Genomic DNA, 25,293 nt, shown 5'->3' with positions numbered 1-25,293 from the left:
CCATCGGCGTCCTGGACGGCTGATCATGACCCTGTCGACCGGTTTCACCCGGTTCGTCGGAGCGAGGCGACCGCCCCGGCTGCGTACCGTCACGGACACTGCGCCAGGATGGGTCCACACGCAGGTACCCCCGAGGAGCCCACGATCGCCAAGAAGCCTCAACCCGAGGGCGGCCAGGCACCGGTCGTCCAGCGCGTCCGCATCCGATACGCCAAGCGCGGCCCGCTGCGGTTCACCTCGCACCGGGACTTCGCCCGCGCCTTCGAACGCGCGCTGCGCCGGGCCGCCGTGCCGATCGCCTTCTCCCAGGGTTTCCACCCGCACCCCAAGATTTCCTACGCCAGCGCCGCCCCCACCGGGGTGGCGAGCGAGGCGGAATACCTGGAGATCGCCCTCCAGTCGGAGGTCGACCCGGAGGCGTTGCGCGCCGCGTTGGACGCCGCGCTCTCACCGGGGCTGGACGTCCTGGACGCCGTGATCGCCGAGGGAGGCAGTCTCCCGGACCGGATCGAGGCGTCGCGCTGGTACATCGAGATGCCCGAGGTCGACCCGGCGGTGCTGCGCGCGGCGGTGGACGCCTTCGTCGCGGCCGACGAGGTGCTGGTGGAGCGGATGACCAAGCAGGGCCGACGCACGTTCGACGCCCGTGCTGCCGTGATATCCATCGATGCCCCGGCGTCGGCACCGACGCCTTCCGGGGCGCCGGCCGTACCGTGTGCGATACTCGAACTGGTCGTGCGGCAGGTCACCCCGTCCGTACGGCCCGATGACGTCCTTTCCGGCCTCCGCGTGGTGGCCGACCTGGAGCCGCCGGTTTCGCCGAGGGTGACCCGGCTGGCTCAGGGCACGTTGACCGCGCAGGGTGCGATCGTGGATCCGTTGGATGCGGACCGCGACGGGGCAGCCATCGTTGGGCACTGACCGACGGTCGGTGTTCTGGCAGGCAGACTTCGGCGGTCGCGCACCACGCGCGCCCGGCGGAAACACTTTTGCGGCGACCCTGCGTGGCAGCGCTCACCCGCGCCCGGGCTAGCCAGAACTGGAGAACGTCCATGCTCGAGAACGAGCCCGAGGGCGGCGAACGGACCGGTTCACAGCCGGCCGGTGAAACCGCCGACGAGAGCACCACGACCGACGGCGCCGCCGTCGCGACCCCCACCACGGCCGTCGGCTCGGCCTCGGTCGAACCGGCAGGCGCGGAGACGGCTGAGCCCGCCGCGCCGGTACGGCGTGCGAGGGCGACCCGTCGTCGGGCCGCCCCGCTCAATCAGCCGGAGCAGACCGACGCGCCGATCGAGGCGTCCACGGGTGGGTCCGGCAGCGTCGAGTCGCCGCAGGCGGAGGTCTTCGCCCCGGTCTCCGGTGACCAGGACGTCGCACCGAAGACCCCCCGGCGCCGCCGCAAGGCCACCCCCGTCGAGACCACCGCCGAGGAGCCGTTGGTCGCCGCCTCCGCGGAGGCGGCCTCGGCCGAGGTGGTCCCGCCGGTCAAGGTGACCCGGACCAGGCGCAAGAAGGCCACCCCGGCTGCTGTCGAGGAGCCGCCCGCCACCGAGCAGCCGGCCGCCGTCGAAGAGCAGCCCTCGATCGAGGAACCGGTCGTCGCCGAGGAACCGGTTGTCGACGAGGAGCCGGCGGAGTCCGACCTGCGCGAGGCCGAGGCTGAGCTGAACGACACCGACACCCTCCCGAGGGCGAGCGCCGCCGAGCTGGCCTGGACCAGTGGCGCGCAGGAGCGCTCGGGCGAGGTGCCGCCGGGTGTGGCCGTCCCCGCTGTGGCCGATGAGCCCATCGAGCCGGCCGAGGTCGAGCCGGAGCAGCCGCGTACCCGTCGTCGGAGGGCCGCCCTCTCGGCGCCCACAGTGCTGTTCATGGCACCCCAGCCGGACGCTGTGCCGGTGACCCGGCCGGTGGAGCCGGCCCCGGTCGCCGAGGAGCCGGCTGTGGAGGAGACCGCCGAGCCGTCCCGCCGCCGCCGGCGTGGTCGCCGCGACATCGAGCCGGTCGAGCCGGTCGAGGCGATCGAGGCCGAGGAGGAGCCGGTCGAGGAGGCCGACGAGGCCGCCGAGACGGATGAGGACGACGAGGACAGCGCCGCCGCGCGCCGTCGGCGCCGGCGTGGTCGCCGGGGTCGGGGCCGCGGCAAGGGTGGGGCCGACGACGCCGAGGACGAGGAGTCCGAGGAGGCGGCGCAGGCCGACGAGGAAGAGACCGCAGAGGTCGAGGCCGAGAGTGACGAGGACGAGGAGACCGAGGGCGGCGATGGCCTGACCCGTCGTCGCCGGCGTCGTCGTCGCCGTGGTGCGGGCGACACGGAGGGCGCCGCGGACGACGGTGTGCCGACCGTGGTCAAGATCCGCGAGCCGCGCCGGACCGTCGACGAGGTGCAGGGCGTCTCCGGCTCGACCCGCCTGGAGGCCAAGCGTCAGCGCCGCCGCGACGGCCGGGAGCAGCGGCGTACCCGACCGCCGATCCTCAGCGAGTCGGAGTTCCTGGCGCGCCGGGAGGCCGTCGATCGCGTGATGGCGGTCCGCCAGCGCGGCGACCGTACCCAGATCGCCGTCCTGGAGGACGGCGTGCTGGTCGAGCACTACGTCACCCGTAACTCCTCCGGCACCATGGCCGGCAACGTGTACCTGGGCAAGGTGCAGAACGTGCTGCCGAGCATGGAGGCGGCGTTCGTCGACGTCGGCCGGGGCCGCAACGCGGTGCTGTACGCCGGCGAGGTCAACTGGGACGTGTCCGGCCTGGAGGGGCGGGCCCGCTCGATCGAGCAGGCGCTGCGCTCCGGCGACTCGGTGCTGGTCCAGGTCACCAAGGACCCGATCGGGCACAAGGGCGCTCGGTTGACCAGCCACATCGCGCTCTCCGGCCGGCACCTGGTCTACGTGCCCAACGGCAACGCGTCCGGGATCAGCCGCAAGCTGCCGGACAACGAGCGCAAGCGGCTGCGCGACGTGCTCAAGAAGCTCGTTCCGGACGGCGCGGGCGTCATCGTCCGCACCGCCGCCGAGGGCGCCACCGAGGACGAGCTGGCCCGTGACGTCAAGCGGCTCCAGGCGCAGTGGGAGGACATCCAGGCCAAGGCCGCCGAGGGTGGTGCCCCGGCGCTGCTCTACGGGGAGCCGGACCTGGTCATCCGCGTGGTCCGTGACCTGTTCAACGAGGACTTCCGCGAGCTGGTGATCGAGGGCGAGCAGTCGTACGACATCGTCGAGTCGTACCTGTCGCATGTCTCTCCGGACCTGGTGGACCGGGTGCGCCGGCACGTCGGGACGAGCGACGTCTTCGCCGAGTACCGGATCGACGAGCAGATCATCAAGGGCCTGGACCGCAAGGTCTTCCTGCCCTCCGGTGGCTCGCTGGTGATCGACCGCACCGAGGCGATGACTGTCGTCGACGTCAACACCGGTAAGTACACCGGCTCCGGGGGCAACCTGGAGGAGACCGTCACCCGCAACAACCTGGAGGCGGCGGAGGAGATCGTCCGCCAGCTCCGGTTGCGCGACATCGGCGGCATCGTGGTGATCGACTTCATCGACATGGTGTTGGAGTCGAACCGTGAGCTGGTGCTGCGCCGACTCACCGAGTGCCTGGGCCGGGACCGGACCAAGCACCAGGTCACCGAGATCACCTCGCTCGGTCTGGTGCAGATGACCCGTAAGCGGATCGGCGCGGGCCTGCTGGAGGCGTTCAGCGAGACCTGCGAGTGCTGCAAGGGCCGGGGCGTCATCATGCACACCGAGCCGGTGCCGGAGAAGCCGCGCCCTGCCGGCGCGGGGGAGAAGGTCAAGGCGGTCGCCTCGGCGGTGGCCGCCCCCGCCCCGGCCGCCGAGCAGGCCACCACCTCGTCCCGCCGCCGGGCGCGCAAGAACGCCCCGGCCGAGCGGGCCGTCGTGGAGGTCGTCGACACCGACACCAGCGCCGAACCGGACGCCGACTACCAGGACACCATGGGCTACGACCTGTCCCGCTACGAGTCGGACACCGCCGCCGCGCCGGCGATCTCCGACAGCCAGCAGGGGGAGTCGGCTCGGTTGGCGGCGGCGGACGACCCGGACGCGCTCGCCGACGGTGACGGCGACGAGGACGCCACCGAGGGTGGCGCCGGCCGACGCCGTTCACGTCGGGGTGGCGCCCGCCGGCGGACGCGCCCCTGACCGCCTGACCGGCCAAGTGTTTGACGAGGTCCCTTCCCCGGCAATGTGCCGGGGGAGGGACCTCGCCGTTGCGGCCACCCCGGTCCAGGATCGGTCGTCCCGGGTCAGGAGAAGAAGATGCGTCGTCTGCTCGCCGTCACCGCGTTGGTCACCGTGCTGGCTGGCTGCTCCGCCGACCGGCCGGGGAGCGTCGGGCCAGGTCCGACCGGCGTGACCACCGGTGGCTCGGCCTCCGGGCCGAGCGGTGTTCCGGCCAGTGGTGCTGCGGCGGGCGGCGGCACGAAGGTCTGCGTCGCCGCCCAGCAGGCCAGCACCAACGCCGTACGGACGTACGTGGCGGAGCTGGGTCAGATGGTCGCGGCGGTGGGCGCCGGGGACAGCAGCACGGCCGAGGCCGCCCGTGGGCGGGCCGAGGCGGCACTGGACGGCTGGCGCACCGAGCTGCGGGAGCAGTCGGAACAGGCCACGGATCCGCAGCTCAAGACTCTGCTCACGGACCTCGGCACCGAGGTGGCCGCGCTCAGCGTCGACGTCGAGTCGATCGACGAGACTGAGTTGGACCGGCTCCAGCAGCGTCTCGACCAGCTCTGCGCGCGCTGACCAGGGCGGGCCGGTTTGGGGTCGGGGCCGGCAATGGCGTACTCTTGCCTGCGGCCCACCTTTGGTGTGCCGAGTTCCCGTGTGCCCGCGCCGCCGTGCACTGCTACCCGGCGAGCCGCTGCGGGGACGACCGCCAGCAGCCTCAACGACAGGGAGTCCGCCTCCGATGTACGCGATCGTCAAGACCGGCGGCAAGCAGTACAAGGTCGCCGAGGGCGACGTGATCGAGGTCGAGAAGCTCACCGGTGCCCCCGGTGACGCGGTGAAGCTCACCGCGGTGCTCCTCGTCGACGGTGACGACCTGGTGACCGACGCGGCGAAGCTTGCCGAGGTCGCGGTGTCCGGCGAAATCGCCGCGCACACCAAGGGCCCGAAGATCCGGATCCACAAGTTCAAGAACAAGACCGGCTACCACAAGCGCCAGGGTCACCGCCAGCCGTTGACCCAGGTCAAGGTGACCGGCATCTCCAGCGGGAAGTAGGTCGTCCTCCAATGGCTCACAAAAAGGGTGCGTCCAGCTCGCGTAACGGTCGTGACTCCGCGGCCCAGCGACTCGGCGTGAAGCGCTTCGGTGGTCAGGTTGTCAGCGCCGGTGAGATCCTCATCCGGCAGCGTGGCACCAAGTTCCACCCCGGTGACCTGGTCGGCCGTGGCGGCGACGACACGCTGTTCGCGCTGTCGGCCGGTGCGGTCCTGTTCGGCACCAAGCGCGGTCGCAAGACCGTCAGCATCGTTCCGCAGCAGTAGTTCTCGAGCCAAGCGGGCCGCGGACCTACGGGTCCCGGCCCGTTTGGCTTTTTTCGAAGTGCGGGGTTGGACCTCGCTGGAAGGATTGACGCCGTGGCAACGTTCGTTGACCGGGTCGTTCTGCATCTGCAGGCCGGCGATGGCGGGCACGGTTGTGCCTCGATCCACCGCGAGAAGTTCAAGCCCTTCGGCGGGCCGGACGGCGGCAACGGCGGGCACGGCGGCAGCGTGTCGCTGGTGGTCGACCCGCAGGTGACCACGCTGCTCGACTTCCACTTCCACCCGCACGTCAAGGCCGACAACGGCAAGGGCGGCGCCGGGTCGAACCGGGACGGGGCCAACGGTCACAACCTGGTGCTCAAGGTGCCCAACGGCACCGTGGTGCAGACCACCGACGGCACCGTGCTGGCCGACATGGTCGGCGCCGGCACCACCTTCGAGGTGGCCCGCGGTGGGCGCGGCGGGCGGGGCAACGCCTCGCTGGCCAACGCCAAGCGCAAGGCTCCGGGCTTCGCCGAGCTGGGCGAGCCCGGCGACCAGCTGGACATCGTGCTGGAGCTCAAGAGCGTCGCCGACGTGGGTCTGGTGGGTTTCCCGTCGGCCGGCAAGTCGTCGCTGATCTCGGTGATCTCCGCGGCCAAGCCGAAGATCGCCGACTACCCGTTCACCACCCTGGTGCCCAACCTCGGTGTGGTCCGGATGGACAACCACACCTTCACCGTCGCTGACGTCCCGGGTCTGATCCCGGGTGCGGCGACCGGCAAGGGCCTGGGCCTGGAGTTCCTGCGGCACATCGAGCGCTGCGCGGTGCTGGTGCACGTCATCGACTCGGCGACCCTGGAGCCCGGGCGTGACCCGGTCGCCGACATCGACGCCATCGAGGCGGAGCTGAGCCAGTACGGCGGGCTCACCGACCGCCCGCGACTCGTGGCTGTGAACAAGGTCGACGTGCCGGACGGCCGGGACCTCGCCGAGATCGTGCGCCCCGACCTGGAGGAGCGCGGCTACCGGGTGTTCGAGGTGTCCGCGGCCACCCGGGAGGGGCTCAAGGAGCTGACCTACGCGATGGCCGACCTGGTCGAGGCCGAGCGCAAGGCCGCACCGCCCGCCGAGCCGACCCGGATCGTGATCCGTCCGATGGCCGTGGACGACGACGGCTTCACCATCACGGCCGAGGCGGACGGCTCCTTCACCGTGCGCGGTGTCCGGCCCGAGCGCTGGGTCAAGCAGACCAACTTCGACAACGACGAGGCGGTCGGCTACCTGGCCGACCGGCTGGCCCGGCTCGGGGTGGAGGACAAGCTGGCCAAGGCCGGCGCGCAGCCCGGTGACCTGGTCCGGATTGGCGCGCGCGAGTTCGACTGGCAGCCGACGCTGTTCGCCGGCGTGGACTTCGTGCCCGGTAACCGGGGCACCGACGTCCGCCTGGAGGAGAAGTCGAACCGGGCCTCGGCGGCGGACCGGCTCGCCGCCCGTAAGGCCCGCCGGGTGCGGTCGGCCGACGAGGTGGGCGCGGACGCGTCCGACGACCTCGACGACATCGACGACGAGGACGACGCCGAGTAGTTCGTTGCGCTCTGTGATCGGGTTGATTTCCGGAAACCTCCGCGAAATCCACCCGTTCTAGCGTGGGGTGATGCTGATCGAGTCCCGGCCTGTCACCGATCCGGAGATCGCCGCCCTCGTCGTCGCGCAGCAGCGTGAGCTGCGCGAGGCCGACGGTGGGTTGGACGGGCAGGTCTTCATGCCGCACGACGACGTCCGCTACCTGGCCGTGGTGGTCAACGATCGGGCGGTCGCCTGCGGAGGGCTCCAGTCGCTCGACGCCGAGACCGGCGAGATCAAGCGGATGTACGTGCGGCCCGCGTACCGGGGGCGGGGCATCGCCCGCCAGTTGGTGGCCGCGCTGGAGGAGTGCGCGTTCCGACAGGGGCACTCGGTGGTCTGCCTGGAGACCGGCACCTACCTGCCGACCGCGATCGCGCTGTACACCTCGTGTGGCTACGAGCAGATCCCGGTCTACGGCGAGTACGTGAGCAACCCGTACAGCGTCTGTTTCGCCAAGCGGCTGCCGGTCGCGGCCTGAGGCGTCGCGTCGCCGGTCAGGCGCCGGTGCTGGCGTGCTCGACGGTCACCGGCTTCGACTCGGGTGAGGCGTGCTGGCGCAGGACGATGCTCAGCAGGATCAGCGCACCGACCGCGAGGAACTCGCTCTGCCAGTTCTGCATCGACTGGAACCAGAAGTCGCTGGTGCCGAGGAACTCCCACACCCCGATCGGCGGTGCGCCGCTCTGTAGCGCCTGCTCCTGGTTGTACGCGGCGGTGCCACCGAACAGGTGACCGACGAACGAACCGGCGAAGATCAGCAGCAGCGCGAGGGAGAGGCTGTTGCGGTAGATCACCAGCGGCAGACCGCCGACACGCACCGGCCAGGGTGACTGCGGGGTGGCCCGGCGCTCGTCGTCCTCCGGCCGGTCGGTCTGGTCCACCGGCTTCGACTCGGCCGACCCCCGCTGCACCAGGTGCGCGGTGAGCAGCACGTACCCGCCCATCTGGAGGAACTCCGACTCCCAGTTCTCGAAGACCGACTCGATGAAGTGCCCGCTGGTCAGGTACGCCGGCCAGCTCAGCGGCGCGGCACCGAACTCGGTCAGCTCCTCATTGTGGGTCTGCCAGCCGAAGACGCTCTGCAACACGAGGAAGACCAGGAAGGCCCCCAGCATGGCGACGGCCAGGCCGTTGTCGCGTAGCCAACGAGGCATGACGTACCTCCTTCGGCGGTCGATTACCCCTGCCGGCGTGGCGGCGAAACCACCAAAGCTCCAGGTCAGTGCCGTTCGGCGGGATTGTCGAGGCGCCCGCCGGTGCCCGCCTGGTTCGACAGCAGCAGCCCGAGCGCGAGCATCCCGAAGCCGAGCGCGAGGTGCAGCCAGTTGTCGGCGTCGTTCACCGGCAGGATGTTCGCCCCGCCCTCCGGGTTGACCGCCTCGATCCCCAGGCCGTACAGCCAGAGGGCGAGGTAGATCGCGCCGCCGGCGGCCAGGAACACGCGGGCGCCGGCGATGCTGCGGGCCATCACCAGGCCGACCAGCCCGAAGAGCAGGTGCACCGCGTTGTGCAGGATCGACACCTGGAACAGCCCCAGCAGCCGGGCGTCCGAGTGGTGTCCGGCGAATCTCAGCTCGCCGTAGTCGGTGGTGATGCCGGGGATGAAGCCGAGCACGCCGATCAGCAGGAAGACCCCGGCGACGGCCAACGCGGCCAGCTGGACCCGGGGTCGGGGGCCGGCCCGTCGGCCACCTCGCGCGTCTCGTGCCATCGCTGCCCCCTCCATGGATCTGCCAGCACTCGCGAACCTCACTGTCCGCAGCGGCGACGTGACGCAGCCCGACGATCCTCCATTTTGAAGTTGGAGCGGCAGGTCCCGCAGAGAAATGCACGAAGAGGTATGGAAGCCAAAACGCAGGGTAGGTCAATGGTCAGCGGCTGCGGCAACGCAGCCGCATCCCCCCAGCACAACCGCGACGACATTCTGAGCGGAAGGGAAATCATGTCTTACGATCTTTCACCTACGTCTTCCACGTACGGGCAGGAGTCGACGAACGGCGGTGGCGTTCGCGACCAGGCGCGCCAGGTCGGTTCCGAGGCCGCGCAGGCTGGCGGCGCGGTCGCCCAGACCGCCAAGGAGCAGGGCACCGAGGTTGGCCGCGAGGCGGCCCGGCAGGCCCGCAACCTGTACGGCGAGGCTCGCACCCAGCTCGCCAGCCAGACCGGTGAGCAGCAGCGCCGGGCCGCCGGTGGGCTGCGTTCGCTGGCCGACGAGATGCGCTCGATGGCCGAGCAGGGTGGCCAGGCCGGCCCGGTGACCGAGCTGGCCCGCCAGGCCGCCGACCGGGTGCACGGCGTCGCCGGCTGGCTCGAGGAGCGCGAGCCCGGCGACATGATCACCGAGGTACGCGACTACGCGCGGCGAAACCCGGGCACCTTCCTGGTCGGCGCGGCGGTTCTCGGCGTGTTGGCCGGCCGGCTGACCCGCAGCATCTCCTCCGCTGGCGACGACTCCAGCAACGGATCCTCGGCCTACCGGGGCGCCGGTGCGTACGACCCGGAGCAGACCGCCGTGATCCCGACGCCGCCGCCGGCACCCCGCGCGGCGCCGGACGCCACCCCGGCGGGCGGTTACCTCGACCCGACCCCCAGCACGTACACCGAGCCGACCCCCGGCGGTTACACCGCGCCGGCTCCCGGTGGCTACACCGAGCCGACCGGCACCGGACAGCCGCTGCCTCCGGTGACCCAGACCGACCCGCTGCCGGGCGTTCCGTCCAGCGGCAGCCCGCGCCCGTGACCCGCCGAGTCATCCGAAGGGAGGCGACGGCATGAGCATGCCGACGCAGGGGTCCGGGCTGGACTCCGGATACCACCCCGACGCGGGTGCCCCGCACACCGCCGCGGAGGTGAAGGGCAGCTCGCTGGGTGACCTGATGCGTCAGGTCACCACCGACCTGTCGACGCTGATGCGTCAGGAGGTCGAGCTGGCCAAGGCCGAGATCCGCCAGGAGGGCAAGAAGGCCGGCAAGGCCGCCGGGCTCTTCGGCGGTGCCGGCTTCGGCGGCTACATGGTGGCCCTCTTCGTGTCCATCGCCGTCTGGCAGTTCCTGGACAACGTCATGGACTCCGGTCTGGCTGCGCTGATCGTGGCCGTGATCTGGGCCGTGGTCGCCGCCGTCCTCTACTCCAAGGCGAAGCAGAACGCCCAGCACGTACGCGGGCTCAAGCAGACCAACGACAGCGTGCAGCGGATCCCCGACGCGCTCAAGCCGCACCCGGAGGGAGTCACCCGATGAGCACCGATCCCGATCAGATCCGCCGCGAGATCGAAGCCACCCGTAACAGCCTCAGCTCCGATGTGGATGCGCTGGCGTACAAGGTCAGCCCGAGCCGCATCGTCGACGACCGCAAACAGCGGGCCCGTTCCGCTCTGCAGAATGTGAGGGACAAGGTCATGGGAACCGCGTCTGACCTCGGCCACGGCACCGGCCAGGCCGCCCACTCGGTGGGTGACCGCGCCTCGTCGGCGGCCTCCAGCGTCAGCGACGCCGCGCACTCGGCGGCGACCAGTGTCAGCGATGCCGCCCACAGCGCTCCGCGGGTGATCCGGCAGAAGTCCCAGGGCAACCCCCTCGCCGCCGGTCTGATCGCGTTCGGGGTCGGCTGGCTGGCCTCGTCGCTGATCCCGGCCTCTCGCCGTGAGCAGCAGGCCGCTACCCAGCTCAAGGAGCGGGTCAGCGAGCACAGCGGTGCGGTGACCGAGAAGCTTGGCGCGGTGGCCAACGAGCTCAAGGAAGAGCTGCGCGAGCCGGCCCAGCAGGCCGCCCAGTCGGTGAAGTCCACCGCCCAGGACGCCGTGCACGCGGTCAAGGACGACACGAAGTCGGCCGCGCACGACGTCAGGGACCAGGCCCAGCAGGCCCGGCACCAGGTCAACTCCTGACCCCACCCCGATCCCGACAGCTCGCGGCCACCTCGGTGACCGCGAGCTGTCGCGTTGTGGGGTGCGGTCAGTGGCGGCGGCGTCGCAGGGCGCGGGTCGGGTGGGCGGCCCGGCGGATTCGGGTGTCGCCGTAGCGGACACCGCCGAACAGGAACCGCTGGCCGACCGCGAGCCAGCCGCACACGCCGCGCTCCAGCAGCCAGACCGGAGCCGCCAGCGCCGTCGCCGCAGGGAAGACCGTGGTGCCGCCGGCGCGACGGCGACCCACCTCGGCGAGGACCACGGTGCCGGCCGCCGCGCCGAGCACCAGCGCGGGCCGCCGGGCCGCGACCGCCGCGGCCAGCGCCGGCAGGACCGCGAGCGAGGTCAGCAGGCGGGCCGGCTGGGCCAGATCGTCGTACGCCTGACGGACCCGTTGACCGCGGAAGTGCGCGGCGTCGGGAGGCAGCCGGCGTACGTAGAGCCAGGCCGGAGCCGCCTCGGTGCCGTCGTTCGCGCGCAGGGTGCGGATCAGCTCCAGGTTCTCGAAGAGCACGTCCGGGTCGTAGCCGCCCATGGCGAGGAAGGTGCTGCGACGCACCGCGAGGGTCCCCGGGTAGTCAGCGCCGAGCGCCCGGTTGAGCAGCGTCCGACCGGTGTCCCACCAGGCGTGCCAGGGCAGCGGGTCGAAGTAGTTCTGCGGTCGCACCAGGTCGACCCGGTCCAGCAGCCGGTGCACGGCGGTCAGCCCGGCCTCGTCGTACCGGACGTCGTCGTCGGCGATCACCACGTGCTCGTGGCCTGACGCGCGTACGCCGGTGCGTACGCCGAGCACCTTGCCGTTGAGCCCTCGAGTGGTGGCGTCGGGCGGGAGGTGCCGGACCAGCCCCCGCCAGGCGTCGGCGTGCCGTGCGAACAGGTCCGGGGCGGAGCCGTCGACCACGATCACGTCGACCCGGTCGGCCAGCCACCGCAGGTAACCGGTCAGCTCGGCCAGGCCGGTGTCGGCGTGCCAGCGCAGCGGCAGCACGTACGTCATCGGCAGTCGGACCGGCGACGTGCTGGCGCGGCCGTGTTCGACATCCCACCGATGCGCGGCGCGCCGGGCGTCACCAGGTGGGCTGAACAGGGACATCGACGTGCCTCCTCGGCAGGACTTCGTGAAACCGTGGCTGAGCAGCACGTGCCCGCATTCCCGCTGATCAAACGGACGTGTTGTTTCGACCGCCCGACGCCGGGTAGCGCTGCCGGAAAGAGCTGTCCATCCCCGGACGTCCGGGTGGAGGAGACGAGATGACCAACAACGGAACGAGATGGGCGGTGCTCGGCGTCACCGCGGTCACGGCGGCCGGTGTGGGCCGGGCGGTGGCTCGCCGTCGGCACCGGCATCAGCCGGAGCGGCAGGACGGCTGGTACGTGGTACGGCGCGGGGTGACCGTGGACCGGCCCCGGGATGAGGTGATCGGCTTCTGGACCGACCGGGAACGGCTGGACCGCGCGCTGGCCGGGTGGGCCACCCTGGAGCAGCTCGACGACCGGCGCTGGCGGTGCGTGGCTCGCGACCGGGCCGGCGGCGACACCGAGTGGCGGGCGGAGATCACCGTCGACGGGCCCGGCACGCTGCGGTGGCGGGTCGAGGACGGGCCGGTGCCGCAGGAGGGGCGGATCGAGCTGGCCGACGCGCCCCAGGGCCGGGGCACCGAGATCCGCGCCGAGCTGCGGTACCGCTCGGGCCCGGTGCGCCGGGTGTTCGGCCTGATCGGTGGGGACGACCCCGATCTGGCGCTGCGGGACACCCTGCGGCGGGTGAAGTCGCTGATCGAGTGTGGCCAGGTGATGGACACCCGCGACGACCCGTCCGGCCGGAGCCCGAGGCAGGAGAAGGCGACCGACAAGGTCCGGGAGAAGCTGATGACGGGAGGCCGGGCGTGAGGGCACTGTGTTGGGAAGGCGTCGGCAAGCTGGCGGTGCGGGACGTGCCGGAGCCCAGAATCCGCGCCGAGGGGGACATCATCGTCCGCGTCCGGGCCAGCAGTGTCTGCGGCTCCGACCTGCACCTGATCAACGGGTACCTGCCGGCGATGCGGGAGGGCGACATCCTCGGCCACGAGTTCATGGGCGAGGTGGTGGAGACCGGGCCCGGCGTACGACAGCACAAGGTCGGTGACCGCGTGGTGGTCGGGTCGGTGGTCGCCTGCGGTGGCTGCTGGTACTGCCGCACCGAGCAGTACTCGCTCTGCGACAACTCCAACCCACAGCCGGTGTTCACCGAGAAGCTGTGGGGGCACTCACCGGCCGGCATCCTCGGCTACTCGCACGCCGCCGGCGGCTACTCGGGGTCGCACGCCGAGTACATCCGGGTGCCGTTCGGTGACGTTGGTGCGTTCGGTGTGCCCGACGGGGTGCCGGACGACTCGGTGGTGTTCGCCTCCGACGCGATGCCCACCGGGTGGATGGCGGCGGACTTCTGTGGGCTCACCGGTGGCGAGGTGGTCGCCGTCTGGGGCGCCGGCGGCGTCGGGCAGATGGCGGCCCGGTCGGCGCAACTCCTCGGCGCCGAGCGGGTCATCATGATCGACCGGTTCCCGGACCGGCTCGCCACGGCGGCCGAGCGGGTCGGCGTCGAGACGATCAACTACGCGGAGACGGACGTGCTGGAGGCGCTACGGGAGCTGACCGCCGGCCGTGGGCCGGACGCCTGCATCGAGGCCGTCGGCATGGAGTCACACGACGTCGGACCGACCTACGCGTACGACCGGACGAAGCAGGCGGCTCGGTTGCAGACCGACCGGCCGACCTCCGTACGCCAGGCGATCATGGCCTGTCGTAAGGGTGGCACGGTGAGCATCGTCGGGGTGTACGCCGGTCTGGTGGACAAGTTCCCGCTCGGCGCGGCCATGAACAAGGCCCTGGTGCTGCGGATGGGGCAGATGCACGCGCAGCGCTACATCCCGATGCTGCTCGACCGGCTCGCGGCCGGCGAGATCGACCCCGGCTACCTGGCCACCCACCCGATCTCCCTGGAGGAGGGCGCACACGGCTACGAGCTGTTCGAGAAGAAGCAGGACGGCTGTCTCCGCAGCGTGCTGCACCCCTGACCCGCTGGGATGCCGCCTCGCCGGTCCCCCCGAACGACCGGCGAGGCGGAGGTCAGGCGGTGCGTCGGATGTTGGTGAGGGTCAGGCCGAGGGGCGGCAGCGCCGGCATCCGGTGCAGGTCCAGGGCCAGGTCCTGGACGGGCACGTCGTAGCGCATGGTGCTGGTCAGGTTGGTGACCGCCCGCTTCATCAGGTCGATGGTGATCCACTCGCCCGCGCAACGGTGCCCGGCCCAGTGGTCACCGCCGCCCTGCGGGATCAGCTCGAACGGGTCCACGCGTCGGTTGGCGAACCGCTCCGGCCGGAACAGTTCCGGTTCCGGCCAGAGGGCCGGATGGTGGTTGGTGCCGTACAGGTCGAGCAGGACCCGTCGCCCCTGGGGAAAGTGGTGGCCCTGCCAGTCGAAGGAACGCCGGACCCGGGCTGCCGCCATCGGGAAGAACGGGTAGTAGCGGCGTACTTCCTGGACGAAGTTCTCGGTGGCCTCACCGTCGCCGCGGACCCGTTCCCGCCAGCCCGGATGGTCGTGCAGGGCGAGCGCGGCGAACGCGATGTACTGGTCCACGGCGACCACCGGCCGCAGCACGTTGAGCAGTTCCACAGCCGCGACCCGGCGGGGGAGCAGCCGGCCCTGCCGGTCGCGGTGTTCGGCGATCACGGCCAGGGCGCTGCCGGGCGGCGCCGGAAAGAGACCGATCCGGGTCCGCTCGATGAGGTCGCCGAGCCAGCGTTCGGTGCGACGACGGGCGAGCCGTCCCCGCCAGTGCCGGGGGCCGACCGCCGCCGGAGCCTCGATCATCGAGTGCAGCTCGACGGCGCGTCGTTCGACCTGGGACGTGGGCAGCGGCACCCCCGCCCAGGCGTAGACCACCCGGGTCAGCAACCGGCCGAGTTCGTCGTAGAGCGGCAGCGGCCCGGCGGCCTCCCAGGCGGGGATCCGCGCCTGCCACTCCTCGTCGAAGAGTTGACCGAGCTGCCGGATGGCGATCGGCGTCATGATCGACATGAACATGGCCTTGCGGTCGGCGTGCTCCGGCCCGTCCAGCCCCTGCACACCACGCCGACCGGTGAGTGTCCGCTGCACCCGCAGCGGCATGGCGGTCGCGCGCTGGAAGCGGTCGTTGTCGTAGAACAGCACCGCCGCCGGCCGGCCGCGCAGGCAGATGGTCGGGGCGAGCAGGATCCGGGTCTGGAAGACGTCGCTGCCGTACCGCTCGCAGCGTTCGCCGATGAACCGGTAGCCGGCACGGAGCAACGCGAGGGTGCTGTCCGGGCTGCGGTCGGCCGGCATGGTGGCCATCGGGTCTCCTCACGCGCGGGTGTGGCCGGGTCGCCACCGGCCGGCTGCGTCTACCCCCGTCACGGCCGCTGAATCCCCGCGCCGACGGCACGCCGGCTGGCCCCTCCCAGGGGCAGCGGAACCTGGTTTGCTGCTGGTGGGGCAACCACGGGGAGGGCGGATGCGCGACAACACATCACCGCGCTGGCGGCAGCGACGAACTGTCGGGGCACTGGGCGGAGGCCGCGACGCGCGGCCACTCATCGGGCCGCCCCGGCGGCCCACCCGGCCACACCGCTTCTTCACCGTGCACCTGGGCTTCACCGCCCCCAGCGTGGTCGAGGCACGCGAGCTGGCCGTGGCGTACGCGGAGGCGCTCAACCTGCTCCGCCCGGAGGTGGCGCTCGGGGCGGCGGCCCTGTCACCGGCCGATGCCTGGCAGCGGGCCGAGCGGCTGTTCTGCGGTGCGCTCGGCCCGGACGGCGAGCGCTGCGTCGACGTGGCCGATCACCCCGGCTTCCACCACGCCCCGGGCCCCGGCGGTCTCGGCTGGGGCGACGGCGACGGCCCCGCCCGTGACTGACCGCCAACCCGGGGTCGCCGGTCCCGGGTCGACGGCCACCGCCCGCCGGCGGGCACGATCAGTCCAGGTCAAACTCGCCGTCCTGCGCGCCGGCCACGAACGCGTCCCACTCGGCCTGCGTGAAGACCAGCACCGGCCCGTCCGGCTCGGCCGAGTTGCGCATCCCGATCAGATCGTCGACGAAGGCGACCTCTACGGCGCTGTCGGAGGTGTCCCCTTCGGCCCGCTGCCAGACCGCCCGAGAGAGGTCGAAGTCGCCCTTGGGGTGCTGCGCCATTGTTCTTTCCTCCAGTGCCGAGGGTCGTGTGGTGACCGGGTGCCGATCCCCATCGGGCAGGATAAGCGGATGCCGAGCCTGACCCGTGTAGAGGCGACCGCGCGTGGCGCGGCGATTACTGTCGAGTCCTATCAGGTGGACCTTGACCTGACCGGTGGCACCGAGCTGTTCCGCTCCCGCGTCGAGATCCGGTTCCGGGCGACCGCCGGCACCGCGACCTTCGCCGAGGTCAAGCCTGCAAAACTGCTTGGCGTACGCCTCAACGACCGCGACCTCGACCCCGGTCTGCTCACCGACAACCGGCTGCCGCTCGACGACCTGCTCGCGGACAACACGCTGGTCGTCGAGGCGGAGATGGCGTATTCCAGGACGGGCGAGGGGATGCACCGCTTCGTCGACCCGGCCGACGGCGAGACCTACCTCTACGCGATGTCCTTCCTCGACAACGTGCAGCGCATCTTCGCCGCGTTCGACCAGCCCGACCTCAAGGCACCGTTCACCCTCTCGGTGACCGCTCCGCCGGAATGGACGGTGTCCGGCAACGCCGAGGTGGCAGCCAATCCCGCGCCCGGTCGTTGGGAGTTCGCACCGACCGCGCCGCTGGCCACATACTTCTTCTCGCTGATCGCCGGTCCGTACCACGTCCGGCGGGCCGAGCACGACGGCGTGCCGCTGGGCATCTACTGCCGCCGGTCGCTCGCCGAGCACCTGGACGCGGACGCCGAGGAGATCTTCACCGTCACCCGGCAGTGCCTGGACCGGTTCCACCAGCTCTTCACCGAGCGCTACCCGTTCGGCAAGTACGACCAGGCGTTCGTGCCCGAGTTCAACGCCGGCGCGATGGAAAACCCGGGCATCGTCACCTTCCGCGACGACTACGTGTTCCGCTCGGCAGTCACCGACAGCCAGCGCGAGCTGCGGGCCACCACCATCGCGCACGAGATGGCGCACATGTGGTTCGGTGACCTGGTCACCATGCGCTGGTGGGACGACCTGTGGTTGAACGAGTCTTTCGCGGAATACCTGGGCACCCGGGTCACCGCCGAGGCGACCCGCTTCGACCAGGCGTGGACCACCTTCGCCATGCGCCGCAAGGCCTGGGGTTACGCCGCCGACCAGCGCCCCTCCACCCACCCGGTCGCCCCGGACGAGGTGGCCGACACCGACGAGGGCCTGCTCAACTTCGACGGCATCTCGTACGCCAAGGGCGCCAGCGTGCTCCGGCAACTGGTCGCGTGGCTCGGTGACGAGGCGTTCCTCGCCGGCCTGAACGCGCACTTCGCGGCGCACCGCTTCGGCAACGCCACCCTCGACGACCTGCTGGCCAGCCTCTCCATCGCCAGCGGGCGGGACCTGTCCGGTTGGGCCGAGCTGTGGCTGCGCCGGCCACAGGTCAACACCCTGCGCGCCGAGGTCGCCGTCGATGCCGACGGCCACTACGCCGAGGTGGCCGTGGTGCAGACCGCGCCCGCGCCACACAAGGTGCTGCGCCCGCACCGCATCGGCGTGGGCCGCTACTCGATGGACGGCACCGTCGAGCGCGACGAGGTGGACATCGACCCCGCCGCCGACGGTGCCCGTACGGTGCTGGGTGAGCTGACCGGCGCCCCAGCGGCCCGGCTGCTCCTGCTCAACGACGGTGACCTCAGCTTCGCCAAGGTGCGCCTCGACCCGGCGTCGGCGGACGCCGTTCCGCTGGTGCTGCCCGGGCTGACCGACCCACTGGCGAGGGCGGTGCTCTGGAGCGAGGCACTGGACGCGGCGACCGACGGGGAGCGGCCGGTCACCGGCCTCGTCGAGCTGATGGTCGCCGCGCTGCCGGCCGAAACCGAGGTGATCATCGCGGAGGACGTGCTGACCCTCAGCCGGTCGCTGATCGACCGCTATCTCGACCCACTGGCCCGGTCCACAGCGCTGGCCCGGGTCGCCGGGGCGTGCCAGCGGCTGCTCGACGGTGCGCAGGCGGGGGAGTCGCTGCAACTCGCCGCAGCCCGCGGCTGGATCGCCGCGACCACCGACGCGGACCTGCTCGTCGGCTGGCTCGCCGGCCGGGACGTGCCGTCCGGTCTGAAGGTCGACGCGGAGCTGCGCTGGGCGGTGCTGCGCCGGCTGGTGGTGCTCGGCGCCGCCGGCGAGGCGGAGATCGCCATCGAGGCAGCCGCCGACAACAGCTCCACGGGGGCGGAACGGGCCGCCCGCTGCCGGGCCGCACTGCCCGACCCGGCCGCGAAGCAGGCAGCCTGGGAGATCATCGTGCGGGACACCGAGCTGTCCAGCCGGCCGTTGGAGGCGACCGCCGAAGGGTTCTGGCAACCCGAACAGGCCGAGCTGACCGCCGCGTACATCGATCGGTACTTCGCGGACATGCCGGCCGCCGCGCGTCGGCGTACCCCCTGGACGGCCGACCGGGTCGCGGCCCTGGCGTTCCCCCGCTATGCCGTGGCGCAGCCGACCCGGGAAGCGGCCGCGGCGCTGCTGGCCCGCGACGACCTGACCCCCGGCCTACGCCGGGTGGTGACCGACGCCGACGACGACCTGCGCCGCGCGCTGGTCGCCCGAACGGCGGTGGCCGCCGCGTCCGCATAGGGCTGGTTGGGCGCGGGGTCCGGGACGGGCGAACCCCCGATTCCCGGACCCCGACTCGATCAGGAAGTGCTCCCGCGCCCGTAGCTCAGCGCAGCGCGGGCTCCGCCGTGACCGGCGCGTCCCAGTCGATGACGTACCGCTGCTCGTGGGCGATCGTCTTCTCCGGGTCCATTGCGGTGCGCACCAGCAGGGGCATCAGCAACGGCATCAGCGTCCGGCCGACCGGCCCCGGCGCCTTGGTGTGGTTGATCCGCGCCGCGCGAGCGGCGACCTTCTCCACCCGGGAGCGGCGGAGCCGGTCGAACGCGGCGAACGCCGACGCCACGTCCGGTAGGTCACGCAGGCAACGGGCGAGCTGCACCGCGCTCTCGATGGCCAGTGACGCGCCCTGCCCGGAGCTGTTCGACGGTGCGTGCGCCGCATCGCCGACCAGCACCATCCGACCCCGGTGCCAGTGCGGCACCGGCGGCATGATCTGCAACGCCCCGACCACCTGGAGCTCGTCCGCCGTGCTGGTCGCCATCAGCTCCCGGCCCGGGTCGTCGTCGCCGTAGGTGTCGCGCAGCGTGGCCAGCCACTGCGTCGACGGCACCGTGCGGGCCTCGACCAGGCTCATCGGCCGCTGGTACGGCAGGTTGGCCCCCCACCGGGTGCCACCGCCCCGCTCCGGCCAGTAGAGGTAGTAGCCGCGGCGCCCGAACGCGAACGTCATAGTGCCCGGCTCCGCATCCACCTCGTGCCGGGCCACCGCCTCGAAGCCGAGCAGGCCGGTGAACCGGGGGCCGGGTGCGGCCGGGTCGATCAGGCCACGAACGGTCGACCGGATGCCGTCGGCACCGATCAGGACGTCGGCGTTGACGGTGCTGCCGTCCTCGAAATGGGCGGTCACGCCGCTCTCCGACTGCTCGGCGTCGACCAGGCGCTTGCCGTACGCGAAACCGACCCCCTCGGCGACCGCCTGGTCGTGCAGCGCCCGATGCAGCTCGGCGCGGTGCACCACGCGCAGCGGTGGCACTCCGCTCAGCGTGGGCAGGTCGATGCGGCGTCGGCCGACCGCCATCACGCTGCGCGTGATCGGGGTGGCGGCCGCCGTCACCGCTTGGTCCGCGCCGACCGTACGTAGGGCCGCCACGCCGTTGGGCGCGAGCGCGAGGGTGCCGCCGATGCCGCCAACTCCGCTGGCGGTGGCCGGGTACGCCTCGTGGACGGTCGCCGTGATGCCGGCGCGGCGCAGCGCTAGTGCCGTCACCGGTCCGGCGATGCCGCCGCCGATGACGATCGCGGTTCGTACCGTGGTCATGCTCTTCTCCCTGAGGTGTGTGGTCGCGTGCGACCGACCTGGGAGGGAGCCCGGTTATCCTCTGGTTGCCGCTTCGGGCCGGGCGCCTTCCCAGGCATCGGTTCGGGGTAAGGGCTCCGGCGGGGTGTTGGCGCACCCCGCCGGAGCCGTTATTCAGTCGGCTTCCCGGCTGCTGGTTGTCGGGGTGCTGGCTTTCTGTGTGGTGGTGTTGTTGCTTTCGGCGGTGCCTTTCGCGGTGGTGGTTCTCTCGGACAGCTCGGTCAGCTCCGCGGGCATCTCGCCGGTCTCGTGGAAGGCCCGCCAGGTGTCCAGCCCCGGGTAGCTGCCCGAGGTCAGCTCCGCGAGCAGCCCCCGCAGCCAGGAGGCCTCCGCGTCGCGCATGGCGAGGTCGTACTCCGACTCCACCAGGAACAGCCGCGGAACCTCCCGCAGGTGCGCGTCGAGCGCTTCCCGGTCCTGGCGTATCGCGTCCTCCAGCAGGTCGAGCCGTTGCCGCAGCAGGGCGGCGGCCTCGTCGGGATGCAGGGCGGCGAGAACGGACAGGCCGGCTCGGAAGCGGGGATGCTCGGGCATCGGCGTGGAGACCAGCTCGCGGGCCCAATCGACCAGCTCCGCCCGCCCCGCATCCGTGATGCGGTAGACGGTGCGTTCCGGGCGCCGACCCTCGCGGACGCTCTCCACCGCTTCGATCATGCGGTGTTTGTCCATGTTGCGGATCACCGTGTAGAAGGACCCCCACTTGAACTCCATGTCCTGGTCCTTGCCCCAGGCACGCAGTGCGGTGGCGATCTCGTACGGGTGCATCGGCCGCTGGACCAGGGCAGACAGCACGGCCAGCGCCAGCAGGTTGCCGACCTTGCGCCGCTTCTGCACGACGTCTCCTCTGCTCGCGGGCGATTACTCGTAGACGAGTATATCCCCGCGCTGGCTTGCCCGCGACCCTCACGCGCGTCCCCTCACGCGACGCCCTCAATGCGGCGACCCTTCACGCGACCCCCGTGTTGCCCCGCGAGGTGACCACCACCACGCCGCCGGGCCGAATCATCTGCCCGGCAGGCTGCCATCCGGTGGGCTGACGTGCGCCCGATGCCGGGCCCCAACGGCGCCCCACGACGTCCGGCCTACGATCACGGGGTGGAGGAAGACATCCGGCGGATCGGGATCATGGGTGGCACCTTCGACCCGATCCACCACGGGCACCTCGTCGCGGCCAGTGAGGTGGCGGACCGGTTTGGTCTGGACGAGGTGGTTTTCGTCCCCACCGGTCAGCCGTGGCAGAAGGCTGACGAGCCGGTCAGCCCGGCCGAGGACCGGTACCTGATGACGGTCATCGCCACCGCCTCCAACCCCCGCTTCCAGGTCAGCCGGGTCGACATCGACCGCAGTGGCCCCACCTACACGGTCGACACCCTGCGTGATCTTCAGGCCGAGTACGGCCCCAAGGTGCAGCTGTTCTTCATCACCGGCGCGGACGCGTTGCAGCGCATCCTGTCGTGGAAGGACCTGGACGAGATCTTCGAGCTGGCCCACTTCGTCGGGGTGACCCGGCCCGGCTTCCAGTTGACCGACAAGCACCTTCCGGCCGACACCGTCAGTCTGATCCAGGTGCCCGCGATGTCCATCTCGTCGACCGACTGCCGTGCTCGGGTCGCCCGTGGTGAGCCGGTCTGGTATCTGGTGCCCGACGGTGTGGTGCAGTACATCGCCAAGCGGCGCCTCTATCAGGGCTGATCACGCCCGGTATGGCCCGGTCTGTGCGCTTAACCGACCAGAACTGAACGGTCGGGGTGTCGCCGGGTATGAGACGCTTGGAGGATCGCACGCTTGATCTAAGGAGAACGGTGACAGTTTCCGAACGCGCTCACGAGCTGGCTATCGCGGCTGCCCAGGCCGCTGCCGACAAGAAGGCGCAGGACATCACGATCATCGACGTCGGCGACCAGCTCGCCATCACCGACGCGTTCGTGCTCGCCGCCGCCCCCAACGAGCGTCAGGTGCTGGCCATCGTCGACGCCATCGAGGCGAGCCTGCTGGAGCTGCCGGAAAAGGCGAAGCCGGTGCGGCGCGAGGGCGAGCGTGGCGGCCGTTGGGTGCTGCTCGACTACGTCGACATCGTGGTGCACGTCCAGCACACCGAGGAGCGCGAGTTCTACGCGCTCGACCGGCTCTGGAAGGACTGCCCCACCATCCCGTTCGTCGACCGCGACCTGGTCGAGGCCGACGCCAGCGGGTCCGCCGCAGCAGAATGACCCGGCTGATCGTCTGGCGGCACGGCAACACCGACTGGAACGCCGCCAACCGCGTGCAGGGGCAGACCGACGTACCCCTGAATGAGCTGGGCCGCGACCAGGCCCGCGCCGCCGCCCCGCTGCTCGCGGCGCTGCGGCCCGACGCGATCGTGTCCAGCGACCTGAGTCGCGCCGCGGAGACCGCTGGCGCGCTCGCCGCGCTGACGGGGCTTCCGGTACGCACGGACGTCCGGCTGCGCGAGCGGCACTTCGGTCAGTGGCAGGGTCTGCACCTCACCGAGGTCGCCGAGCGCTTCCCCGAGGAGTACGCGCGCTGGCGGGCCGGCGACCCCGATCCGGGTGCGGACCTGGAGCCTCTGCACGGCCTCGGCGAGCGGGTCGGCGCCGCGTTGCGGGAGGCGGCCGAAGCGGCACCGGGCGGCACCGTGGTGATCGCCACCCACGGTGGTGGCTCCCGGCAGGGCATCGGCCACCTGCTCGGTTGGGACACCAGCGTGCTGCGCACCATCGGCTCCCTGGCCAACTGCCACTGGAGCGAGCTACGGCACGACGACCGCGCGCCGGCTGTCGGGCGTCCGCAGGACGTCCGGGGCTGGCAGTTGCGGGCGCACAACGTCGGCCTGGTCACCGCCCCGGTCGTCGTCGACGCGATCTGAACGCTTCCGCCTCGTCGTTCGACCTCTCGATCGGCTAGCGTGCCGGGCATGCCCGTCGCGGTTGTCATCGACTCCACCGCCTACCTTCCGCCCGAGCTGGTGCAGGCGCACCGGCTGACCGTCGTTCCGTTGACCGTCGTGCTCAACGGCGCGGAAGGGCTGGAGGGGGTGGAGACCCAGCCGGCCGACGCCACCCTGGCGCTGAGCGCCCGGCGGGTCACCGCGACCACCTCCCGGCCGGCACCCGAGCAGTTCGCCCGCACGTACCGCCGACTGCTCGACGACGGTGCCGACGGCGTCGTCTCGGTGCACATCTCCGCCGCCCTGTCCGGCACGGTGGAGGCGGCCCGGCTCGCCGCCGCCGAGTTCGACGGCCGCGTCGAGGTCGTGGACAGTCGCTCCACGGGCATGGGGCTCGGCTTCCCGGCCATCGCGGCAGCCACCGCCGCCCAGGCGGGTGCCGACCTGACCGGGGTACGCGACGCGGCGCTCGCCGCCGTCGCCCGCACGACCGTCTGGTTCTACGTCGACACGCTGGAGTTCCTTCGCCGAGGCGGCCGGATCAACGCCGCCGAGGCGCTGCTCGGGACCGCCCTGTCCGTCAAGCCGATCATGCACATGCCGGACGGGGCGATCGTGCTGCGGGAGAAGGTCCGTACCGCCAGCCGTGGAGTGGCCCGTCTGGTGGATCTGGCCGTCGAGGCGGCCGGGGACGACGATGTGGATATCGGTGTGCATCATCTGGCCGCGCCGCAGCGGGCCGAGGCGTTGCTCGCCGCGCTGACCGGACGGTTCGGTGACCGGCTGCACGACACGTACGTCTCCGAGGCGGGCGCGGTCGTCGCCGCGCACGCGGGCCCAGGTCTGGCCAGCGTGGTCGTCCACCGCAGGCCGGCCGGCTGAGCCGATGGCGACGTCCTGTGTGGTCACCGGCGGTGGACGTGGTGTCGGCCGGGCCGTGGTGGAGCGCCTGGTGGCGACCGGTGTCACGGTCGTCGTGCTGGAGCGCGACGCGGACGCGGTCGACTGGCTGACCGGGCACCCGGCCGCCGACCGGCTCGTCGCCGTGATCGGCGACGCCGCCGACGAGCAGGTGGCCGAGCACGCCGCCGAGCTGGCCGAACGCGCCGCGCCCCTGTCCGGCTGGGTGAACAACGCGGCGGTCTTCCGCGACGCCGCCCTGCACTCCGCCTCCGCCGACACGGTGCTGGAACTGATCGAGCTGAACCTACGCCCGGCAGTGGTGGGCGCCGCGGTGGCCGTACGCCGGTTCCTGGCCCGGGCCGCAGGCGGCGCGATCGTCAACGTCTCGTCGCACCAGGCCCGCCGGCCGGTGTCAGGCGCCTTGCCGTACGCGACGGCGAAGGCCGCGGTGGAGGGGCTGACCCGGGCGCTGGCCGTCGAGTACGGGAGGCACGGAATTCGTGCCAACGCGGTCGCGCTCGGTTCGATCGCCACCGAGCGGCACGCCGACTTCCTGGCCGCGCAGGAACCCTCCCAGGCCCAGTGGATCGACGCCGAGCTGACCCGGCTGCACCCGGTGGGACGCATCGGGCGGGTCGACGAGGTGGCCGAAGCCGTCGCGTACCTGCTGTCACCCGCGGCGAGCTTCGTCAACGGGGTGGTCCTGCCGGTGGACGGGGGACGGGCCGTGCTCGGCCTCGACCCGGAGGCCCGCTGACGGCGTACCCGTCGGGTAACCTGGTTGCGCGCCCCAGATGGGCCTACCCCCCGGAGGTTCTGGCTACTTCAGCCACCACGCCGAGATCGACGCGATGCACGCGTCTCTCGTGCGGGATCCGGGGCGTCGGTGCCCTCGGGGCGTCGTCATCGGTGTGGCTGGCTGAGCGCTGTGGGCTTCCGGTCGGGTCTTCGGATCAGCCGGGAAGAAGACGGTACGCATGGCAGTCACGTTCAACCACACCATCATCGCCACGAAGGACAAGCAGGCTTCGGCCGCGTTCTACCGGGAGTTGTTCGAGTTGCCGGAGGCGCCGTCGTGGGGGCCGTTCGTCAACGTCCAGCTGGACGAGGGTGTGTTGCTCCAGTTCGCCGAGCCGCCGGTGGACATCCAGATGCAGCACTACGCGTTTCTCGTCGACGACGAGTTGTTCGCCCGGTGCCTGGCGTTCGTCCAGGGGCGCGGCATCACGTACTGGGCCGACCCGCAGCTGAAGCGTGAGGGCGAGACCAACACCGAGCACGGTGGGCGGGGTTTCTACTTCATGGACCCGGCGGGCCACGCCATCGAGATCATCACCCGGCCGTACGTGTAGCGAGCGGCT

Annotated in this window: 27 protein-coding genes; 20 read left to right on the top strand and 7 right to left on the bottom strand. The window is 71.7% G+C overall.

The features are described from left to right. Positions 1-108: 108 nt before the first annotated feature. From GA0070619_RS21535 to GA0070619_RS21505, 7 genes are all read left to right on the top strand, one after another. A complete protein-coding gene (locus tag GA0070619_RS21535; protein ID WP_088949735.1) occupies positions 109-921 on the top strand; it encodes a TIGR03936 family radical SAM-associated protein in 813 nt (270 codons plus the stop codon). A 131-nt stretch (positions 922-1,052) separates the two neighbouring features. After that, positions 1,053-4,160, top strand: a complete 3,108-nt coding sequence (locus tag GA0070619_RS21530; protein ID WP_088949734.1) for an Rne/Rng family ribonuclease — start codon at positions 1,053-1,055, stop codon at positions 4,158-4,160. 117 nt (positions 4,161-4,277) lie between these two features. Further along, on the top strand, positions 4,278-4,760 hold the full coding sequence (locus GA0070619_RS21525; RefSeq protein ID WP_088949733.1) for a hypothetical protein: 483 nt from the start codon (positions 4,278-4,280) through the stop codon (positions 4,758-4,760). Between the two features lie 166 nt (positions 4,761-4,926). Further along, a complete protein-coding gene (gene rplU / locus GA0070619_RS21520) occupies positions 4,927-5,241 on the top strand; it encodes a 50S ribosomal protein L21 (protein ID WP_007464063.1) in 315 nt (104 codons plus the stop codon). Between the two features lie 11 nt (positions 5,242-5,252). Beyond that, positions 5,253-5,507, top strand: a complete 255-nt coding sequence (gene rpmA / locus GA0070619_RS21515; RefSeq protein ID WP_074313740.1) for a 50S ribosomal protein L27 — start codon at positions 5,253-5,255, stop codon at positions 5,505-5,507. Between the two features lie 93 nt (positions 5,508-5,600). After that, positions 5,601-7,073, top strand: a complete 1,473-nt coding sequence (gene obgE / locus GA0070619_RS21510; protein ID WP_088949732.1) for a GTPase ObgE — start codon at positions 5,601-5,603, stop codon at positions 7,071-7,073. A gap of 70 nt (positions 7,074-7,143) precedes the next feature. After that, positions 7,144-7,593 carry a GNAT family N-acetyltransferase gene (locus tag GA0070619_RS21505; RefSeq protein WP_088951956.1) on the top strand — a complete coding sequence of 150 codons (450 nt, stop codon included), beginning with the start codon at positions 7,144-7,146 and terminating at the stop codon, positions 7,591-7,593. Between the two features lie 16 nt (positions 7,594-7,609). Here GA0070619_RS21505 and GA0070619_RS21500 read toward each other — a convergent pair whose 3' ends face one another. Beyond that, positions 7,610-8,269, bottom strand: coding sequence for a DUF6766 family protein (locus GA0070619_RS21500; RefSeq protein ID WP_088949731.1), 660 nt, complete (start codon positions 8,267-8,269; stop codon positions 7,610-7,612). A gap of 65 nt (positions 8,270-8,334) precedes the next feature. Then, positions 8,335-8,826, bottom strand: a complete 492-nt coding sequence (locus GA0070619_RS21495; RefSeq protein ID WP_088949730.1) for a DUF4383 domain-containing protein — start codon at positions 8,824-8,826, stop codon at positions 8,335-8,337. Between the two features lie 231 nt (positions 8,827-9,057). On the opposite strand from GA0070619_RS21495, the gene GA0070619_RS21490 reads away from it, so the two are divergent. Genes GA0070619_RS21490 through GA0070619_RS21480 form a run of 3 tightly spaced genes read left to right on the top strand, consistent with a single transcriptional unit; the run spans position 9,058 to position 11,001 of the window. Further along, a complete protein-coding gene (locus GA0070619_RS21490; protein WP_088949729.1) occupies positions 9,058-9,855 on the top strand; it encodes a hypothetical protein in 798 nt (265 codons plus the stop codon). Positions 9,856-9,886: 31 nt separating this feature from the next. Beyond that, a complete protein-coding gene (locus GA0070619_RS21485) occupies positions 9,887-10,354 on the top strand; it encodes a phage holin family protein (protein WP_088949728.1) in 468 nt (155 codons plus the stop codon). Further along, positions 10,351-11,001, top strand: a complete 651-nt coding sequence (locus GA0070619_RS21480; protein ID WP_088949727.1) for a DUF3618 domain-containing protein — start codon at positions 10,351-10,353, stop codon at positions 10,999-11,001. The genes GA0070619_RS21485 and GA0070619_RS21480 overlap by 4 nt, the downstream gene beginning before the upstream one ends. 67 nt (positions 11,002-11,068) lie before the next feature. Here GA0070619_RS21480 and GA0070619_RS21475 read toward each other — a convergent pair whose 3' ends face one another. Further along, positions 11,069-12,115: a glycosyltransferase family 2 protein gene (locus tag GA0070619_RS21475; protein WP_231927127.1), complete on the bottom strand. Its 1,047-nt coding sequence runs from the start codon at positions 12,113-12,115 to the stop codon at positions 11,069-11,071. A gap of 158 nt (positions 12,116-12,273) precedes the next feature. Here GA0070619_RS21475 and GA0070619_RS21470 point away from each other — a divergent pair, with 158 nt between their 5' ends. Next, positions 12,274-12,912, top strand: coding sequence for an SRPBCC family protein (locus tag GA0070619_RS21470; protein ID WP_088949726.1), 639 nt, complete (start codon positions 12,274-12,276; stop codon positions 12,910-12,912). Further along, positions 12,909-14,078 carry a zinc-dependent alcohol dehydrogenase gene (locus GA0070619_RS21465; RefSeq protein ID WP_088949725.1) on the top strand — a complete coding sequence of 390 codons (1,170 nt, stop codon included), beginning with the start codon at positions 12,909-12,911 and terminating at the stop codon, positions 14,076-14,078. Before GA0070619_RS21470 ends, GA0070619_RS21465 begins: the two co-directional genes overlap by 4 nt. 52 nt (positions 14,079-14,130) lie before the next feature. Here GA0070619_RS21465 and GA0070619_RS21460 read toward each other — a convergent pair whose 3' ends face one another. Continuing rightward, entirely contained in the window at positions 14,131-15,378 is a 1,248-nt protein-coding gene (locus GA0070619_RS21460) for a cytochrome P450 (protein WP_088949724.1), read from the bottom strand. 160 nt (positions 15,379-15,538) lie between these two features. Between GA0070619_RS21460 and GA0070619_RS21455 the strand changes: the two genes are divergently transcribed. Further along, on the top strand, positions 15,539-15,940 hold the full coding sequence (locus GA0070619_RS21455) for a hypothetical protein (protein WP_088949723.1): 402 nt from the start codon (positions 15,539-15,541) through the stop codon (positions 15,938-15,940). A gap of 58 nt (positions 15,941-15,998) precedes the next feature. On the opposite strand, the gene GA0070619_RS21450 is transcribed toward GA0070619_RS21455, so the two are convergent. Further along, positions 15,999-16,217 (bottom strand): DUF397 domain-containing protein, encoded by a 219-nt coding sequence (locus tag GA0070619_RS21450; RefSeq protein WP_030336536.1) that lies wholly within the window; start codon positions 16,215-16,217, stop codon positions 15,999-16,001. 69 nt (positions 16,218-16,286) lie between these two features. On the opposite strand from GA0070619_RS21450, the gene pepN reads away from it, so the two are divergent. Continuing rightward, positions 16,287-18,803 (top strand): aminopeptidase N, encoded by a 2,517-nt coding sequence (pepN, locus tag GA0070619_RS21445; protein ID WP_088949722.1) that lies wholly within the window; start codon positions 16,287-16,289, stop codon positions 18,801-18,803. Positions 18,804-18,888: 85 nt separating this feature from the next. Here the strand turns inward: pepN and GA0070619_RS21440 are convergent, their stop codons facing one another. After that, the gene (locus tag GA0070619_RS21440; RefSeq protein ID WP_088949721.1) at positions 18,889-20,103 is read right to left on the bottom strand and encodes an FAD-dependent monooxygenase; all 1,215 of its coding nucleotides are present in this window, start codon (positions 20,101-20,103) and stop codon (positions 18,889-18,891) included. Between the two features lie 153 nt (positions 20,104-20,256). After that, positions 20,257-20,976, bottom strand: a complete 720-nt coding sequence (locus tag GA0070619_RS21435) for a PadR family transcriptional regulator (RefSeq protein ID WP_231927126.1) — start codon at positions 20,974-20,976, stop codon at positions 20,257-20,259. A gap of 261 nt (positions 20,977-21,237) precedes the next feature. On the opposite strand from GA0070619_RS21435, the gene nadD reads away from it, so the two are divergent. The 6 genes from nadD to GA0070619_RS21405 all read left to right on the top strand — a co-directional run bounded on the left by nadD (position 21,238) and on the right by GA0070619_RS21405 (position 25,284). Next, positions 21,238-21,834 carry a nicotinate-nucleotide adenylyltransferase gene (gene nadD, locus GA0070619_RS21430; RefSeq protein WP_088951954.1) on the top strand — a complete coding sequence of 199 codons (597 nt, stop codon included), beginning with the start codon at positions 21,238-21,240 and terminating at the stop codon, positions 21,832-21,834. Positions 21,835-21,944: 110 nt separating this feature from the next. Next, positions 21,945-22,352 (top strand): ribosome silencing factor, encoded by a 408-nt coding sequence (rsfS, locus tag GA0070619_RS21425; RefSeq protein WP_088949720.1) that lies wholly within the window; start codon positions 21,945-21,947, stop codon positions 22,350-22,352. Continuing rightward, positions 22,349-23,008: a histidine phosphatase family protein gene (locus GA0070619_RS21420; RefSeq protein WP_088949719.1), complete on the top strand. Its 660-nt coding sequence runs from the start codon at positions 22,349-22,351 to the stop codon at positions 23,006-23,008. The genes rsfS and GA0070619_RS21420 overlap by 4 nt, the downstream gene beginning before the upstream one ends. 48 nt (positions 23,009-23,056) lie before the next feature. Beyond that, positions 23,057-23,911 (top strand): DegV family protein, encoded by an 855-nt coding sequence (locus GA0070619_RS21415; RefSeq protein ID WP_088949718.1) that lies wholly within the window; start codon positions 23,057-23,059, stop codon positions 23,909-23,911. A 4-nt stretch (positions 23,912-23,915) separates the two neighbouring features. Next, entirely contained in the window at positions 23,916-24,689 is a 774-nt protein-coding gene (locus GA0070619_RS21410) for an SDR family NAD(P)-dependent oxidoreductase (protein ID WP_088949717.1), read from the top strand. A 220-nt stretch (positions 24,690-24,909) separates the two neighbouring features. Continuing rightward, positions 24,910-25,284 carry a VOC family protein gene (locus tag GA0070619_RS21405; protein WP_088949716.1) on the top strand — a complete coding sequence of 125 codons (375 nt, stop codon included), beginning with the start codon at positions 24,910-24,912 and terminating at the stop codon, positions 25,282-25,284. The last annotated feature ends 9 nt before the right edge of the window (positions 25,285-25,293 follow it).

The organism is Micromonospora zamorensis, assembly GCF_900090275.1.
GTDB lineage: Bacteria > Actinomycetota > Actinomycetes > Mycobacteriales > Micromonosporaceae > Micromonospora > Micromonospora zamorensis.
This window is presented reverse-complemented; position numbering and strand designations above follow the sequence as displayed.

Bases quoted from the DNA above. Each gene is read 5' to 3' on its own strand.
- GA0070619_RS21460 (WP_088949724.1), bottom strand. From the start codon at position 15,378: ATGGCCACCATGCCGGCCGACCGCAGCCCGGACAGCACCCTCGCGTTG.
- GA0070619_RS21420 (WP_088949719.1), top strand. From the start codon at position 22,349: ATGACCCGGCTGATCGTCTGGCGGCACGGCAACACCGACTGGAACGCC.
- GA0070619_RS21485 (WP_088949728.1), top strand. From the start codon at position 9,887: ATGAGCATGCCGACGCAGGGGTCCGGGCTGGACTCCGGATACCACCCC.
- pepN (WP_088949722.1), top strand. From the start codon at position 16,287: ATGCCGAGCCTGACCCGTGTAGAGGCGACCGCGCGTGGCGCGGCGATT.
- GA0070619_RS21440 (WP_088949721.1), bottom strand. From the start codon at position 20,103: ATGACCACGGTACGAACCGCGATCGTCATCGGCGGCGGCATCGCCGGA.
- GA0070619_RS21415 (WP_088949718.1), top strand. From the start codon at position 23,057: ATGCCCGTCGCGGTTGTCATCGACTCCACCGCCTACCTTCCGCCCGAG.
- GA0070619_RS21500 (WP_088949731.1), bottom strand. From the start codon at position 8,269: ATGCCTCGTTGGCTACGCGACAACGGCCTGGCCGTCGCCATGCTGGGG.
- GA0070619_RS21490 (WP_088949729.1), top strand. From the start codon at position 9,058: ATGTCTTACGATCTTTCACCTACGTCTTCCACGTACGGGCAGGAGTCG.
- GA0070619_RS21455 (WP_088949723.1), top strand. From the start codon at position 15,539: ATGCGCGACAACACATCACCGCGCTGGCGGCAGCGACGAACTGTCGGG.
- GA0070619_RS21530 (WP_088949734.1), top strand. From the start codon at position 1,053: ATGCTCGAGAACGAGCCCGAGGGCGGCGAACGGACCGGTTCACAGCCG.
- GA0070619_RS21475 (WP_231927127.1), bottom strand. From the start codon at position 12,115: ATGTCCCTGTTCAGCCCACCTGGTGACGCCCGGCGCGCCGCGCATCGG.
- GA0070619_RS21405 (WP_088949716.1), top strand. From the start codon at position 24,910: ATGGCAGTCACGTTCAACCACACCATCATCGCCACGAAGGACAAGCAG.
- GA0070619_RS21410 (WP_088949717.1), top strand. From the start codon at position 23,916: ATGGCGACGTCCTGTGTGGTCACCGGCGGTGGACGTGGTGTCGGCCGG.
- GA0070619_RS21495 (WP_088949730.1), bottom strand. From the start codon at position 8,826: ATGGCACGAGACGCGCGAGGTGGCCGACGGGCCGGCCCCCGACCCCGG.
- GA0070619_RS21480 (WP_088949727.1), top strand. From the start codon at position 10,351: ATGAGCACCGATCCCGATCAGATCCGCCGCGAGATCGAAGCCACCCGT.
- GA0070619_RS21505 (WP_088951956.1), top strand. From the start codon at position 7,144: ATGCTGATCGAGTCCCGGCCTGTCACCGATCCGGAGATCGCCGCCCTC.
- GA0070619_RS21470 (WP_088949726.1), top strand. From the start codon at position 12,274: ATGACCAACAACGGAACGAGATGGGCGGTGCTCGGCGTCACCGCGGTC.
- rplU (WP_007464063.1), top strand. From the start codon at position 4,927: ATGTACGCGATCGTCAAGACCGGCGGCAAGCAGTACAAGGTCGCCGAG.
- GA0070619_RS21450 (WP_030336536.1), bottom strand. From the start codon at position 16,217: ATGGCGCAGCACCCCAAGGGCGACTTCGACCTCTCTCGGGCGGTCTGG.
- GA0070619_RS21525 (WP_088949733.1), top strand. From the start codon at position 4,278: ATGCGTCGTCTGCTCGCCGTCACCGCGTTGGTCACCGTGCTGGCTGGC.
- GA0070619_RS21535 (WP_088949735.1), top strand. From the start codon at position 109: ATGGGTCCACACGCAGGTACCCCCGAGGAGCCCACGATCGCCAAGAAG.
- rpmA (WP_074313740.1), top strand. From the start codon at position 5,253: ATGGCTCACAAAAAGGGTGCGTCCAGCTCGCGTAACGGTCGTGACTCC.